This is a genomic window from Streptomyces sp. NPDC001941, from assembly GCF_040296945.1.
Taxonomy (GTDB): domain Bacteria; phylum Actinomycetota; class Actinomycetes; order Streptomycetales; family Streptomycetaceae; genus Streptomyces.
Genome location: NZ_JBEOYE010000011.1, coordinates 108,907 through 122,606, shown reverse-complemented (window position 1 = coordinate 122,606; position 13,700 = coordinate 108,907). Strand labels below are relative to the sequence as shown.

The 13,700-nt window shown below is 71.8% G+C and carries 9 protein-coding genes; 3 read left to right on the top strand and 6 right to left on the bottom strand.

The genetic code is table 11. The annotated features are described in order from the left end of the window. Nucleotides 1-156 precede the first annotated feature (156 nt). Nucleotides 157-1,743: a Na+/H+ antiporter gene (locus ABT160_RS11655; RefSeq protein ID WP_351646471.1), complete on the top strand. Its 1,587-nt coding sequence runs from the start codon at nucleotides 157-159 to the stop codon at nucleotides 1,741-1,743. A gap of 16 nt (nucleotides 1,744-1,759) precedes the next feature. Here ABT160_RS11655 and ABT160_RS11650 read toward each other — a convergent pair whose 3' ends face one another. After that, nucleotides 1,760-2,929, bottom strand: a complete 1,170-nt coding sequence (locus ABT160_RS11650) for a mechanosensitive ion channel family protein (RefSeq protein WP_351646469.1) — start codon at nucleotides 2,927-2,929, stop codon at nucleotides 1,760-1,762. A gap of 22 nt (nucleotides 2,930-2,951) precedes the next feature. On the opposite strand from ABT160_RS11650, the gene ABT160_RS11645 reads away from it, so the two are divergent. Then, nucleotides 2,952-3,530, top strand: a complete 579-nt coding sequence (locus ABT160_RS11645) for a dienelactone hydrolase family protein (RefSeq protein ID WP_351646467.1) — start codon at nucleotides 2,952-2,954, stop codon at nucleotides 3,528-3,530. Between the two features lie 25 nt (nucleotides 3,531-3,555). Here ABT160_RS11645 and ABT160_RS11640 read toward each other — a convergent pair whose 3' ends face one another. From ABT160_RS11640 to ABT160_RS11620, 5 genes are all read right to left on the bottom strand, one after another. Further along, nucleotides 3,556-5,103, bottom strand: coding sequence for a serine/threonine-protein kinase (locus tag ABT160_RS11640; protein WP_351646465.1), 1,548 nt, complete (start codon nucleotides 5,101-5,103; stop codon nucleotides 3,556-3,558). Between the two features lie 82 nt (nucleotides 5,104-5,185). Continuing rightward, nucleotides 5,186-6,853, bottom strand: coding sequence for an alkaline phosphatase D family protein (locus tag ABT160_RS11635; protein ID WP_502984203.1), 1,668 nt, complete (start codon nucleotides 6,851-6,853; stop codon nucleotides 5,186-5,188). A 106-nt stretch (nucleotides 6,854-6,959) separates the two neighbouring features. Then, nucleotides 6,960-7,775, bottom strand: a complete 816-nt coding sequence (locus ABT160_RS11630; RefSeq protein WP_351646461.1) for a thioredoxin domain-containing protein — start codon at nucleotides 7,773-7,775, stop codon at nucleotides 6,960-6,962. Between the two features lie 68 nt (nucleotides 7,776-7,843). Beyond that, the gene (locus tag ABT160_RS11625; RefSeq protein WP_351646459.1) at nucleotides 7,844-8,524 is read right to left on the bottom strand and encodes a hypothetical protein; all 681 of its coding nucleotides are present in this window, start codon (nucleotides 8,522-8,524) and stop codon (nucleotides 7,844-7,846) included. Nucleotides 8,525-8,590: 66 nt separating this feature from the next. Next, complete coding sequence (locus tag ABT160_RS11620; protein ID WP_351646458.1) at nucleotides 8,591-9,916, bottom strand: DUF2252 domain-containing protein; 1,326 nt, start codon at nucleotides 9,914-9,916, stop codon at nucleotides 8,591-8,593. A 180-nt stretch (nucleotides 9,917-10,096) separates the two neighbouring features. On the opposite strand from ABT160_RS11620, the gene dnaE reads away from it, so the two are divergent. Further along, nucleotides 10,097-13,639 carry a DNA polymerase III subunit alpha gene (gene dnaE / locus ABT160_RS11615; protein WP_351646456.1) on the top strand — a complete coding sequence of 1,181 codons (3,543 nt, stop codon included), beginning with the start codon at nucleotides 10,097-10,099 and terminating at the stop codon, nucleotides 13,637-13,639. Nucleotides 13,640-13,700: the final 61 nt, after the last annotated feature.

Sequence of the window (13,700 nt, the reverse complement as noted above, 5' to 3'; positions counted from 1 at the left end):
TCGGGGCCCTCCGGTGCCGGGCGGCAGGTCGGCGTCGTGCCCATCCGTTCCGCCCGTGCGGAACGCATGCCCGCAACGCTCATGTTCGTCCTTTTTGTTCCGGGCGTGGCACGCTTGGGGTCTTGATCGTTCCGGACCTTCGGAGGATTGCGCCCCGTGGATCAACTGGCCCTGCTGTTCGTGCTGTTGTTGGGGGCCGTCGTCACCGTGCCGCTCGGCGAGCGGCTGGGGCTGCCCGCGCCCGTGCTGATGACCCTCGGCGGGATCGGGCTCGCGCTGCTGCCCTTCGTGCCCAACGTGGACATCCCGCCGGACTACATCCTGCCGCTGGTGCTGCCGCCGCTGCTGTACGCGTCCGTGCAGCGCACCTCCTGGCGCCAGTTCGCCGCCAACGTACGCCCCATCCTGCTGCTCGCCGTCGCCCTGGTCCTGGTCACCACCGCCGCGGTCGCCGGGGTCCTCCAGCTGATCTTCCCCGCCCTGCCGCTCGCCGCGGCCGTGGCGCTGGGCGCGCTGGTCGCCCCGCCGGACCCGGTGGCCGCCACCGCCGTGGCCGGGCAGCTGGGGCTGCCCCGGCGGCTGGTGTCGATCCTGGAGGGCGAGGGGCTCTTCAACGACGTGACGGCCATCGTCGTCTACCACGTGGCCATCGCGGCGGCGATCAGCGGGACCTTCTCCTGGGGCGCCGCGGTGGGCGAGCTGGTGCTCTCCGCGGTCGTCGCGATCGCCGTCGGACTCGCGCTGGGCTGGGCCACCGGCAAGCTGACCGGGCTGCTCGGCGACTCCACGCTCCAGATCGGCCTCACCCTGCTCGTGCCCTTCGTCAGCTACGCGCTGGCCGAGGAGTTCATGGGCTCGGGCGTGCTCGCCGTACTGACCACCGCGCTGTTCCTGGCCGAGCAGGGCGGTGACGCCGACGACGTGCTCGGGCGGCTCGCGGGCAACACCTTCTGGCAGGTCGTCGACACCCTGGTCACCGGGGTCGCCTTCGGCCTGATCGGCCTGGAGCTGCACAACGTCTTCGGCACGGCCGCCGGGCGCTGGGGCGAGATGCTCGGCTGGGCCGGGGCGGTGGTCGGCGTCGTCGTGGGCGTACGGCTGGTGTGGCTGCTGCCCGCCACCTGGCTGGCCAAGCGGCTGCACACGCGGCGCGACTACGACGAGGAGATCCCGGTCAGCTGGCGCGAGACGGTCGTCATGTGGTGGGCCGGGATGCGCGGGGTGGCCTCGGTCGCCCTGGCCCTCGCCATTCCGCTGACCACGGACGACGGCTCGCCCTTCCCCGAGCGCGACGTGCTGGTCTTCGTGGCCTTCGCGGTGATCATGACCACACTGGTCTTCCAGGGGCTCACCCTGCCCTGGCTGGTGCGCAAGCTGGACGTGCGGGCCGACGCCGACGCCGAGCGGGCCCTGGAGCGGGCGCTCGCGGTGCGCGCGGCGAAGGCGGCCAAGCGGCGGCTCAAGGAGATCACCGAGGTCGAGGAGCTGCCCGAGGAGACCCTGGAGACACTCCAGCGGCGGGCCTACGACCTGGGCGCGCGGATCAGCCCGGACATGGTGGACGAGGAGCGCAGGGAGGCGTACGCCCAGCGGATCGAGCGGATCCGCACGGTGCAGCGCATCCAGCGCGAGATGATGTCCGCCGCCCGGCACGAGGTGCTCTCCGCACGCAGCGAGCCGGGGGCGGACCCCGAGGTGGTGGACCGGGTGCTCAACCAGCTGGACCTGCGCAGCCTGCGCTGAGGCCCGGCCCACCGATTCAGCCGCGGCCGGTGCGGGGCAGCTCGTCCTCGGCGTCGTCGACGTGCTCCACGTACGCGTCCGAGTTGTTGCTGTGCAGCTCCTCGGGGCGCGGCGGGCGGTCGTCGCGCCGGGCCCGGGAGCGGGCGGGGGCGACCGCGGCCGGGGCGGTGGCGATCCGGGGCAGGGCGTACGGGTGCCGCTCGGACAGCCAGGAGAGCATCTGCTCGCGCACCGCGCAGCGGGCCGTCCAGATGTCGTCGGCGTCCTTGGCGGTCACCACGGCCCGCACCTGGATGGTGGTCGGCGTGGTGTCGGTCACCGCCAGGCTCCAGTCCCGGCCGTCCCACGCGGAGCAGTCGGCCAGGATCTCCTTGAGCTTGTCGCGCATCTCGGCGACCGGCGCGGTGTGGTCCAGGTGGAAGAAGACCGTGCCGGTCATCTGGGCGCCGCCGCGCGACCAGTTCTCGAAGGGCTTGCTGGTGAAGTACGACACGGGCATCGTGATGCGCCGCTCGTCCCAGGTCCGTACCGCCAGGTAGGTCAGCGTGACCTCCTCGACCACGCCCCACTCGCCGTCCACCACCACGGTGTCGCCGATCCGGACCATGTCGCCGAAGGCGATCTGGAAGCCCGCGAAGAGGTTGCCCAGGGTGGACTGCGCGGCGACACCGGCGACGATGCCGATGATGCCCGCCGAGGCCAGCATGGACGTGCCGATGGAACGGAAGTCGGGGAAGGTCAGCAGCATCGCGGCGGCGGCCACCACCGCGACCACGGCGGTGACGATCCGCATGATCAGCGTCACCTGGGTGCGCACCCGGCGGACCCGGGCGGTGTCGCGGGTCCCCGAGGCGTACTTGGCGTAGGACGACTCCACGATCGCCGCGGCGATGCGGATCACCAGCCAGGCCCCGGCGCCGATCATCGTCAGCGAGAGGGTCCGGCCGATCCCGGTCTCGTGGTCCTCGATCACCTTCCATTCGGTCTGCCGGTAGGAGCCGCGCAGCAGCGCGGTCAGCAGTACGAGCAGCAGGGGCAGCCGGCACCGGCGCAGCAGGTGCCACAGCGGCGTCTCGCGGTGCCGGGCGGCGGCGCGGCGCAGCAGCCAGTCCACGGCCCAGACGAAGGCGAGCGTGAGGGCCACCGAGCCGCCGATGACGGTCAACGGGCGCAGTACGTTCTCCATGACTCCGTCGCTAACTGGCAGGATGTCCCGTATGGACATCATGCTTTTCCATTCGGTCTACGGACTGCGCCCGGCGGTGCACGCGGCAGCCGGGAGGCTCCGCGAAGCCGGGCACCACGTGCGCGTGCCCGACCTGTTCGAGGGGCAAACCGCCGGGTCCGTCGAGGAGGGCATCGAACTGCGCGAGCGCATCGGCAAGGACGAGCTCCTGCGCCGGGCCGTGCTGGCCGCCGCGCCGTACTCCGACAAGGGCCTGGTGTACGCGGGCTTCTCGTTCGGCGCGTCCGTCGCGCAGACCCTGGCCCTGGGCGACGAGAAGGCCCGCGGCCTGCTGCTCCTGCACGGCACCTCGGACATCGCGGAGGGCGTCGCGGTCGACGACCTGCCGGTCCAGCTGCACGTCGCTGACCCCGACCCGTACGAGACCCACGACTGGCTGAACGCCTGGTACCTCAACATGGGCCGGGCCGGCGCCGACGTGGAGGTCTACCGCTACCCGGGCGCCGGGCACCTGTTCACCGACCCGGAGCTGCCCGACCACGACGCTGCGGCGGCCGAGGAGGCATGGAAGACGGCCCTGGGGTTCCTGGACAGCCTGTAGGGCCCGCCCCCGGCCCGCGCGGCCCTCAGCCGTCGCGCGTGCAGCGGCCCGAGGGGGCGCCCGCCGGCGGACGGCACTGGAGGACCAGGTCCGAGCCGCGCGTGCTGAGGTAGCGGCCGATGCAGCTGTTGGCACTGGTGCGCCCGCGCCCGGCGCAGAACTCCAGGGCCTCCCGGCCGTCCGCGAACGGGCCCGGCGCGTAGACCACCCAGTACCCCGGGCGCAGCGAGGCGTAGTCGTTGCTGCGCAGGTACTCCGCCTCCGGCACGGACTCCCTGACCGAGGCGAGCCGCCGGTCGCGCGCGGCCGTCCCCGAGGAGACCGGCTCCGAGTACAGCTGGGCGATCCAGCGGCCCGCGGCCGGTGCCGGGTCCTCGGCGCGGGGCGGCTCGCTGGTGGCCGCCCGGGCGCTCGGGGGCGGGGCGGGCGCCTCCGAGGACGCCGAGGGGGAGGGCGGGGCGGAGGACGGGGCGGAGGGCGAGGGCGACGCCGTGGCGGACGTCACCGGGGGCGGTACCGCCGCGCTCGTTCCCGTACCCCCGGCGGCTCCTCCGCCGCCCGGCTCCCGCAGCGCCAGGACCAGCGTCGCCGCCGCGACCAGCGCCACGGCCACCGCGACGGCGGCGACCACCGGGGCGCGCCCGCGCGCGGGCCGCACGGCAGCGGTCGGCGTGGTCGGCCCGCTCGGCACCGCCACCCGGGCCGTCGGCGTCCTGGCCTCCGGCCGCACCGCCGTCCGCGTGCCCTGCTCCCATTCGGGCACCGCCTGGCCCGCCTCCACCCGGGCCAGCAGCACGTCCAGCCGGGCCGCCCCCGGCCGCGCCGCCGGGTCCCGCACCAGCAGCTCGGCGAGGACCGGCGACAGCGGCCCCGAGCGGACCGGCGGCGGCACCGGGTCGTCCAGGACCGCGGCGAGGGTGGCCAGCGTGGTGGCCCGGCGCAGCGGGCTCACGCCCTCCACGCACACGTACAGCACGAGCCCCAGGGACCACAGGTCGGCGGGCGGGGCGTCGCCGGTGCCCCGGACGCGCTCGGGCGCGATGTACTCGGGCGAGCCGATCAGGGTGCCCGGCTCGGTGAGCGCGGTGGAGCCCTGGAGCGCGGCGATGCCGAAGTCGGTGAGGACGGCGCCGCCGTCGGGCCGCAGCAGGACGTTGGCCGGCTTCACGTCGCGGTGCAGGATGCCCGCGGCGTGCGCGGCGGACAGCGCGGAGAGCAGCTGGCGGCCCAGCCGGGCGGCCTCGGGCGGCGCCAGCGGGCCGCGGGCCAGCCGGTCCTCCAGGGTGGTCCCGGGCAGCAGCTCCATCACGATCCACGGGTGCGGGCCCGTGTCCACGACGTGGTGGACCGTCACCACGTGCGGATGGCTGAGCCGGGCCAGCGCGCGGGCCTCGCGCAGCACGCGCTCGCGGGCGTCGGCCCCGGCGGGGCCCAGGTCGGTGCGCACCTCCTTGAGGGCCACCTCGCGGTGGAGCACGGTGTCGCGGGCCCGCCACACCGTGCCCATCCCGCCGCTGCCGAGCCGCGCGAGCAGCTCGAACCGTCCGTCGATCACGTCCCCCGGCGCGCCCATGGCGCCAGGTTAGTCCCGGAACGGGCCGTACGTACCGGAGTTCACCGTACGTACGGCCCGGACGCCCGGCCCCCGCCGCGCCTCAGCGCACCGGGGCGCCGACCCGCTCGACCTTCTGCGTACCGCTGAGCGTGCGGTACGAGCGGGTCCAGGAGGTCGTGGCGTCCTGCTTCCTGCGGTCGGACAGGACGTAGTAGTCCATCTGCGAGCGCTCGGCGGTGACGTCGAGGACGCCGTAGCCGTGGCTGTCCATGTCCAGCCACTTCACATGGCGGTTGGCGGCCTGGATGGCCACCTCGGCGACCGTGGACACGGTGTTGGGCGCGACGTGCAGGATGTCGTCGATGTTGTCCGAGGTCACCGACGTCACCACGAACTCGGTCGCGGCCGGGCGGGAGAGCGGGTAGGTCGCCGCGTTCACCGGGACGTCGTTGGCCCACGCCATGTGGATGTCGCCGGTGAGGAAGACGGTGTTCCTGATGCCGCGGTCCGTCAGGTGCTTCAGCAGCTCCTTGCGGTCGTCGGTGTAGCCGTCCCACTGGTCGACGTTGATCGCCAGGCCGCCCTCGGGCAGGCCGAGCAACTTGCCCAGCGGGCCGAGGAGGTGGGCCGGGACCGAGCCGAAGGCGACCGGCGAGATCATCACCGAGGTGCCGACCAGCTGCCAGGTGGCGTCGGAGGCGGCGAGCCCGGCCTTCAGCCAGTCCAGCTGGGCGCGGCCGGTGATGGTGCGCTCGGGGTCGTCGACGTGACCGCTGCCGATCTTCACCTGCTGGGAGCGGAACGAGCGCAGGTCGAGCAGGTGCAGGTCGGCCAGCTTGCCGAAGCGCAGCCTGCGGTAGACCGTGCCCTCGGTGGACGGGCGGACCGGCATCCACTCGAAGTAGGCGCGCTTGCCCGCCCGCTGGCGGTCGGCCCAGTCGCCCTCGGTGCCCGGGGTGTGGTTCTCCGCGCCGCCCGACCAGGCGTCGTTGGCGAACTCGTGGTCGTCCCAGATCGCCACGACCGGGTGCGCGGCGTGCACGGCCTGCAGGTCCGGGTCGGTCTTGTACTTCCCGTGCCGGGTGCGGTAGTCGGCGAGGGTGGTGATCTCGTGCTTGGGCTCGTGCTCGCGCACCACGCCGGTGGCCGGGTAGCCGCCGGTGGCGTACTCGTAGATGTAGTCGCCCAGGTGCAGCACGGCGTCCAGGTCGGTGCGCGCGGCGAGGTGGCGGTACGCGGCGAAGTAGCCGGCCTCCCAGTTGGCGCAGGAGACCACGCCGAAGCGGACGCCCGCGGCGGTGTCGGCGGCCGGCGCGGTGCGGGTGCGGCCGACCGGGGAGACGGCGTCGCCCGCGCGGAAGCGGAAGTAGTAGACGGCCGCCGGGCGCAGGCCCCGCACGTCCGCCTTCACGGTGTGGTCGGTGTCGGGGCCCGTGGTGAGCGACCCCTTGGCTATCAGGCGTCCGAACGCCTTGTCCTCGGCGACCTCCCAGGCGACCTCGGTCGCCGCGCCGAGGCCGGAGCCGGGCACCGCCTCGGGGGAGGGGGTGACGCGCGTCCACAGCAGGACGCCGTCGGGCAGCGGGTCGCCGGAGGCGACGCCGTGCAGGAACGCGGGGCCCCGCTCGTCCGCGGAGGCGGTGGCGGTGGCGGCGGCGAGGAGCGGGGCGGCCACCACGGCGGTGGCGGCGGCGGCCTTCACGACCGAGCGACGGCTCGGCAGGCCACTGTCTGCGATTACATCACGACTGGTCACAGCCGGACACATTACTGACCGGTAAAGCGAACGGGCAGGCGAATCCGGGAAAGTTCGCCTGCCCGTCGACCGGGGGCCGCGCCCCGGTCACCGCTCGGGGGCGCCGCCCCCAAGGCCCTTATCCCTTCAGGGCCTTGTCGATGGCCTTGGTGAAGTCGGCCGCCGTCATCGGGGCGTTGTCGCTGCCCTCGGACGTGACCTTCTTGCCGTCCATCTTCAGGGTCGGGGTGCCGGTGACCCCGCTCTTGTCGAAGGCCTGGGACATCTTGATCGCCCAGGCGTCGTACGTGCCGTCCTCGACGGCCTTCTTGAAGGCCGCGTTGCCCTTGAGCGCCGGGACGGTGTCCGCGACCTCCAGCAGGTACGAGTCCTTGGCGAACTTGTCGTCGCGCTCGTCCGGGTGGTACTTCGCCGAGTACAGCGCGGACTTGTACGCGAGGAACGCGTCCGGGCTGACGTTCAGCGCCGCGCCCAGCGCCGACAGGGCGTTCTTGGAGCCCTCGCCCTGGTCGGAGTTGTCGATGAAGGTCGCGCCGACGTACTTGATCTTGTACTTGCCGGCGTCGACGTCCTTCTTCACCGTCTCGCCCACGGCCTGCTCGAAGGTCGCGCAGATCGGGCAGCGCGAGTCCTCGTAGAGCTCCAGGGTCTTCTTGGCGGTGGACTTGCCGACCACCACGGTGGTGCCGTTCGTACCGGTGGTGTTCGCCGGGGCCGCGACGTTCTTCTCGTCCTTCACGGACTCCCAGTGGGAGGGCTTGTTGGCCTGCATGACCGCGTAGCCGATGCCGCCCGCGGCCGCCAGCACGGCGACCGTCGAGACGGCGACGACTATCTGGCGGCGAGCCTTGTCCTTCTTGGCCTGGCGCTCGCGCTCGGCGCGCAGCCGCTCGCGGGCCGCCGCCTTGTTCGCCTGGCTGTTGCGTGCACTCATGATCGATCTCTCCGTGGCAGAAAAGGGTGGAAAGGGGAGGGGACTGCTCGGTGCTCGGAAGGGCCCGCTCAGAAAGGAGCGGGCACCGGGCACGGCGGTCCCCGCCGTCCCACGCTGTGCACGAGGAGCAGGGTGCGCGAACGGTGCGCGCGGGTGGCCGGGCGCGCGCCGCGGCGCACGGTCCGGCGGGGCGTGGACACCAGCGCCGCCGCGATCAGCAGCGGCCGGAAGGCGAAGCCCCCGACGGCGCGCAGCAGCGCCCCCAGCGCCCGCTCGCCGCGCCACAGCCAGGCCGCGGCCGAGACCCCGACCGCCAGGTGGGCGGCGAGCAGCAGCCACGGCAGGGCCGGGTCGGGCGAGTCGAGCAGCGCGGCCGCGCCGCCCTGCGGGACCACGCCCGGCAGCGGGGTGCCCACGCTGCCGCCGCACAGCAGGTCCACGCCGACCGCGCGCAGGGCGCCGGCGACTGGGCCGCCCGCGGGGCCGTAACAGACGTGCTGTCCGGTGGTGAAGACGGTGTCGGCGGCCAGCTCCAGCGGGACCAGCAGCCCCGCCACGCCCCAGAAGCCGCGCTCGCGGCCCGCCAGCGCGTACGCCACGGCGAAGACGCCCGCCGAGACGGCGGCCAGCGTGAGGAAGGGGAGCGGGACGCGCGAGAGCAGCACGTGGGAGGCGGCGGACAGCGTCACGACGAGAGCCGTGAAGACCGCTGCCCGCAGCCCCCTCAGCTGCGCCCCTGATATGTCCATCGTCGAAGGAGTGTGCCATGCCGCGATGTAGGCGGCCCCTAAGGATCCGGCCTTTGCGGCACAGGGCTACAGACCTGGAATCCGACCGTTACGGAACAGGTCCACGAAGATCTGGTGATCGGCGCGCGCACGGGCCCCGTACGCGTGCGCGAAGTCCACCAGCAGCCGGGCGAAGCCCTCCTCGTCCGCCGCGATCGCCGCGTCGATGGCCCGCTCGGTGGAGAACGGCACCAGGGAGTGCCCGCTCTCGTCGTCCGCCGCCGCGTGCATGGTCGCGGTCGCCCGGCCCAGGTCCGCCACGGTCGCCGCGATCTCCGCCGGGTCGTCGATGTCCGACCAGTCCAGGTCCACCGCGTACGGCGACACCTCGGCCACCAGCTGCCCCGCGCCGTCCAGCTCGGTCCAGCCCAGCCACGGGTCCGCGTGCGCCTGCAGCGCCCGCTGCGAGATCACCGTGCGGTGCCCCTCGTGCTGGAAGTAGCCGCGCACCTCCGGGTCCGTGACGTGCCGGGAGACCGCCGGGGTCTGCGCCTGCTTCATGTAGATCACGACGTCGTTCTCCAGCGCGTCGCTGTTGCCCTCCAGCAGGATGTTGTACGAGGGCAGGCCCGCCGAGCCTATGCCGATGCCGCGCCGCCCCACCACGTCCTTGACCCGGTAGGAGTCCGGGCGCGCCAGGCTCGACTCGGGCAGCGTCTCCAGGTAGCCGTCGAAGGCCGCCAGGACCTTGTAGCGGGTGGCCGCGTCCAGCTCCACCGCGCCGCCGCCGGAGGCGAACCGGCGCTCGAAGTCGCGTATCTCCGTCATCGAGTCCAGCAGGCCGAAGCGGGTCAGCGAGCGGGCGTCGCGCAGGGCGTCGAGCAGCGGGCCGTCGGCGGTGTCCAGGGTGAAGGGCGGCGTCTCGTCGTTCTTGGCGCCGGTGGCCAGCGCGTGGATGCGCTCGCGGTAGGCGGTCGCGTAGGTGCGCACCAGGTCGGTGATCTGGTCGTCGCCGAGCGCCTTGGTGTAGCCGATCAGGGCGAGCGAGGCGGACAGCCGCTTGAGGTCCCAGGTGAAGGGGCCGACGTACGCCTCGTCGAAGTCGTTGACGTTGAAGATCAGCCGCCCGTTGGCGTCCATGTACGTGCCGAAGTTCTCGGCGTGCAGGTCGCCGTGCATCCAGACCCGGCCGGTCCGCTCGTCCAGGTAAGGCCCGCCGCGCTTCTCCTCGTCCAGGTCGGCGTAGAACAGGCACGCCGTGCCCCGGTAGAAGGCGAAGGCGGACGCCGCCATCTTGCGGAACTTCACGCGGAAGGCCGCCGGGTCGGCGGCCAGCAGCTCGCCGAAGGCGGTCTCGAAGACGGCGAGTATCTGCTCACCGCGCTCTTCGGCGGTGGGCTCGGGTACCGGCATCCGGGGTGCCTCCTGCTGCGGGCGTGCGTGACAAATGGGACGGGTGTCCCGTCCCCCTTCCAACGCACGACCGTACCGGCGAGTGCCCGACGGCTGTCAGTGAGGAGACGTAGACTTCCACGCTGTCCCCCCAGACCGCCCGGTGCCCGTCGCCGCCCGTTCCCGTTGGAGGCCCCCGCCGTGACCAAGCCGCCCTTCACGCACCTTCACGTCCACACCCAGTACTCGCTGCTGGACGGTGCCGCGCGGCTCAAGGACATGTTCGACGCGTGCAACGAGATGGGCATGACCCACATCGCCATGTCGGACCACGGCAACCTGCACGGGGCGTACGACTTCTTCCACTCCGCGAAGAAGGCCGGGATCACGCCGATCATCGGCATCGAGGCGTACGTGGCGCCGGAGTCCCGGCGCAACAAGCGCAAGGTCCAGTGGGGCCAGCCGCACCAGAAGCGGGACGACGTCTCCGGTTCCGGCGGCTACACCCACAAGACCATCTGGGCGGCGAACGCGACGGGCCTGCACAACCTCTTCCGGCTGTCCTCCGACGCGTACGCCGAGGGCTGGCTGACGAAGTGGCCCCGGATGGACAAGGAGACCATCTCCCAGTGGTCGGAGGGCCTGATCGCCTCCACCGGCTGCCCCTCCGGCGAGCTGCAGACCCGGCTGCGCCTGGGCCAGTTCGACGAGGCCCTCAAGGCCGCGTCCGAGTACCAGGACATCTTCGGCAAGGACCGGTACTTCCTGGAGCTGATGGACCACGGCATCGAGATCGAGCGCCGGGTCCGCGACGGCCTGCTGGAGATCGGCAAGAAGCTCGGCATCCCGCCGCTGGTGACCAACGACTCGCACTACACCTACTCCCACGAGGCCGGCGCGCACGACGCCCTGCTCTGCATCCAGACCGGCAAGAACCTCTCCGACCCGGACCGGTTCCGCTTCGACGGCACGGGCTACTACCTGAAGTCCACCGACGAGATGTACGCGATCGACTCCTCCGACGCCTGGCAGGAGGGGTGCCGCAACACCCTGCTGGTCGCGGAGCAGATCGACACCGAGGGCATGTTCGTCGAGCGCAACCTGATGCCGAAGTTCGACATCCCCGACGGCTACACCGAGGTCACCTGGTTCCGCGAGGAGACCATGCGGGGCATGGAGCGCCGCTTCCCCGGCGGCATCCCCGAGGACCGCCTCAAGCAGGTCGAGTACGAGATGGACACCATCATCTCGATGGGCTTCCCCGGCTACTTCCTCGTGGTCGCCGACTTCATCATGTGGGCCAAGAACCAGGGCATCGCCGTCGGCCCCGGCCGCGGCTCGGCGGCCGGCTCGATCGTCGCGTACGCCATGGGCATCACCGACCTCGACCCGATCCCGCACGGCCTGATCTTCGAGCGCTTCCTCAACCCCGAGCGCATCTCCATGCCCGACGTCGACATCGACTTCGACGAGCGCAGGCGCGTCGAGGTGATCAGGTACGTGACGGAGAAGTACGGCGCCGACAAGGTCGCCATGATCGGCACGTACGGCACCATCAAGGCCAAGAACGCGATCAAGGACTCCGCGCGCGTCCTCGGCTACCCCTACGCGATGGGCGACCGGCTCACCAAGGCCATGCCCGCCGACGTCCTGGGCAAGGGCATCCCGCTCTCCGGCATCCTCGACCCCGCCCACCCGCGCTACTCCGAGGCGGGCGAGATCCGGGGGATGTACGAGAACGAGCCGGACGTGAAGAAGGTCATCGACACCGCGCGCGGCGTGGAGGGCCTGGTGCGGCAGATGGGCGTGCACGCGGCCGGCGTGATCATGTCCAGCGAGACCATCACCGACCACGTCCCGGTCTGGGTGCGGCACACCGACGGCGTGACCATCACGCAGTGGGACTACCCGAGCTGCGAGTCGCTCGGCCTGCTGAAGATGGACTTCCTCGGCCTGCGCAACCTCACGATCATGGACGACGCCGTCAAGATGGTGAAGGCCAACAAGGGGATCGACATCGACCTCCTGAGCCTGCCGCTCGACGACCCCAAGACCTTCGAGCTGCTCCAGCGCGGCGACACCCTGGGCGTCTTCCAGTTCGACGGCGGGCCCATGCGCTCCCTGCTGCGGCTGATGAAGCCCGACAACTTCGAAGACATCTCCGCCGTGTCCGCGCTCTACCGCCCGGGCCCGATGGGCATGAACTCGCACACGAACTACGCGCTGCGCAAGAACAAGCAGCAGGAGATCACGCCGATCCACCCGGAGCTCGAAGAGCCGCTGCGGGAGGTCCTGGACGTCACCCACGGCCTGATCGTGTACCAGGAGCAGGTGCAGAAGGCCGCCCAGATCATCGCGGGCTACTCGCTCGGCGAGGCCGACATCCTGCGCCGCGTGATGGGCAAGAAGAAGCCCGAGGAACTGGCCAAGAACTTCGTGATCTTCGAGGCCGGAGCCAAGAAGAAGGGCTTCAGCGACGAGGCGATCAAGGCGCTCTGGGACGTGCTGGTCCCGTTCGCCGGCTACGCCTTCAACAAGGCCCACTCCGCCGCGTACGGACTGGTCTCGTACTGGACGGCCTACCTCAAGGCCAACCACCCGGCCGAGTACATGGCCGGCCTGCTCACCTCGGTCAAGGACGACAAGGACAAGTCCGCGATCTACCTCAACGAGTGCCGGCGCATGGGCATCAAGGTCCTCCCGCCGAACGTGAACGAGTCGCTGTCCAACTTCGCGGCCCAGGGCGACGACGTGATCCTGTTCGGCCTGACCGCCGTGCGCAACGTCGGGCAGAACGTGGTCGAGTCGATCATCAAGACCCGCAGGGCGAAGGGGAAGTACAGCAGCTTCCCCGACTTCCTGGACAAGGTCGAGGCGGTCGTCTGCAACAAGCGGACCGTCGAGTCGCTGATCAAGGCCGGCGCCTTCGACGAGATGGGCCACACCCGCAAGGGCCTGGTCGCCCACCACGAGCCGATGATCGACAACGTGGTGGCGGTCAAGCGCAAGGAGGCCGAGGGGCAGTTCGACCTGTTCGGCGGCATGGGCGACGACGGCGCCTCGGACGAGCCCGGCTTCGGCCTCGACGTGGAGTTCTCCGACCTGGAGTGGGAGAAGTCCTACCTGCTCGCGCAGGAGCGCGAGATGCTCGGACTGTACGTCTCCGACCACCCGCTCTTCGGCCTGGAGCACGTCCTGTCCGACAAGACGGACGCGGGCATCTCCCAGCTCACCGGCGGCGAGCACGGCGACGGCGCGGTCGTCACCATCGGCGGCATCATCTCCGGCCTCCAGCGCAAGATGACCAAGCAGGGCAACGCCTGGGCGATCGCCACGGTGGAGGACCTGGCCGGCTCCATCGAGTGCATGTTCTTCCCGGCGACGTACCAGCTCGTCTCCACCCAGCTGGTCGAGGACACGGTCGTCTTCGTCAAGGGCCGCCTCGACAAGCGCGAGGACGTGCCCCGGCTGGTCGCCATGGAGCTCCAGGTCCCCGACCTGTCCTCGGCGGGCACCAATGCGCCCGTGGTCGTCACCATCCCCACCGTCAAGGTCACCCCGCCGATGATCAGCCGCCTCGGCGAGATCCTCAGCCACCACAAGGGCAACACCGAGGTGCGGATCAAGCTCCAGGGCCCCCGCAAGACCACCGTGCTGCGCCTGGACCGGCACCGGGTGCAGCCCGACCCGGCCCTGTTCGGCGACCTGAAGGTGCTGCTCGGCCCGTCCTGCCTGGCCGGCTGACCCCCGCCGGCCCCCGCGCGACCCACGAGAGGGGCGCACCCGTCGTCACGGGTGCGCCCCT

Excerpts from the sequence above, each read along its gene's own strand:
- ABT160_RS11630 (WP_351646461.1), bottom strand. The coding sequence starts at position 7,775 with ATGAGTGCACGCAACAGCCAGGCGAACAAGGCGGCGGCCCGCGAGCGG.
- ABT160_RS11640 (WP_351646465.1), bottom strand. The coding sequence starts at position 5,103 with ATGGGCGCGCCGGGGGACGTGATCGACGGACGGTTCGAGCTGCTCGCG.
- ABT160_RS11635 (WP_502984203.1), bottom strand. The coding sequence starts at position 6,853 with ATGTGTCCGGCTGTGACCAGTCGTGATGTAATCGCAGACAGTGGCCTG.
- ABT160_RS11620 (WP_351646458.1), bottom strand. The coding sequence starts at position 9,916 with ATGCCGGTACCCGAGCCCACCGCCGAAGAGCGCGGTGAGCAGATACTC.
- ABT160_RS11650 (WP_351646469.1), bottom strand. The coding sequence starts at position 2,929 with ATGGAGAACGTACTGCGCCCGTTGACCGTCATCGGCGGCTCGGTGGCC.
- ABT160_RS11645 (WP_351646467.1), top strand. The coding sequence starts at position 2,952 with ATGTCCCGTATGGACATCATGCTTTTCCATTCGGTCTACGGACTGCGC.
- ABT160_RS11625 (WP_351646459.1), bottom strand. The coding sequence starts at position 8,524 with ATGGACATATCAGGGGCGCAGCTGAGGGGGCTGCGGGCAGCGGTCTTC.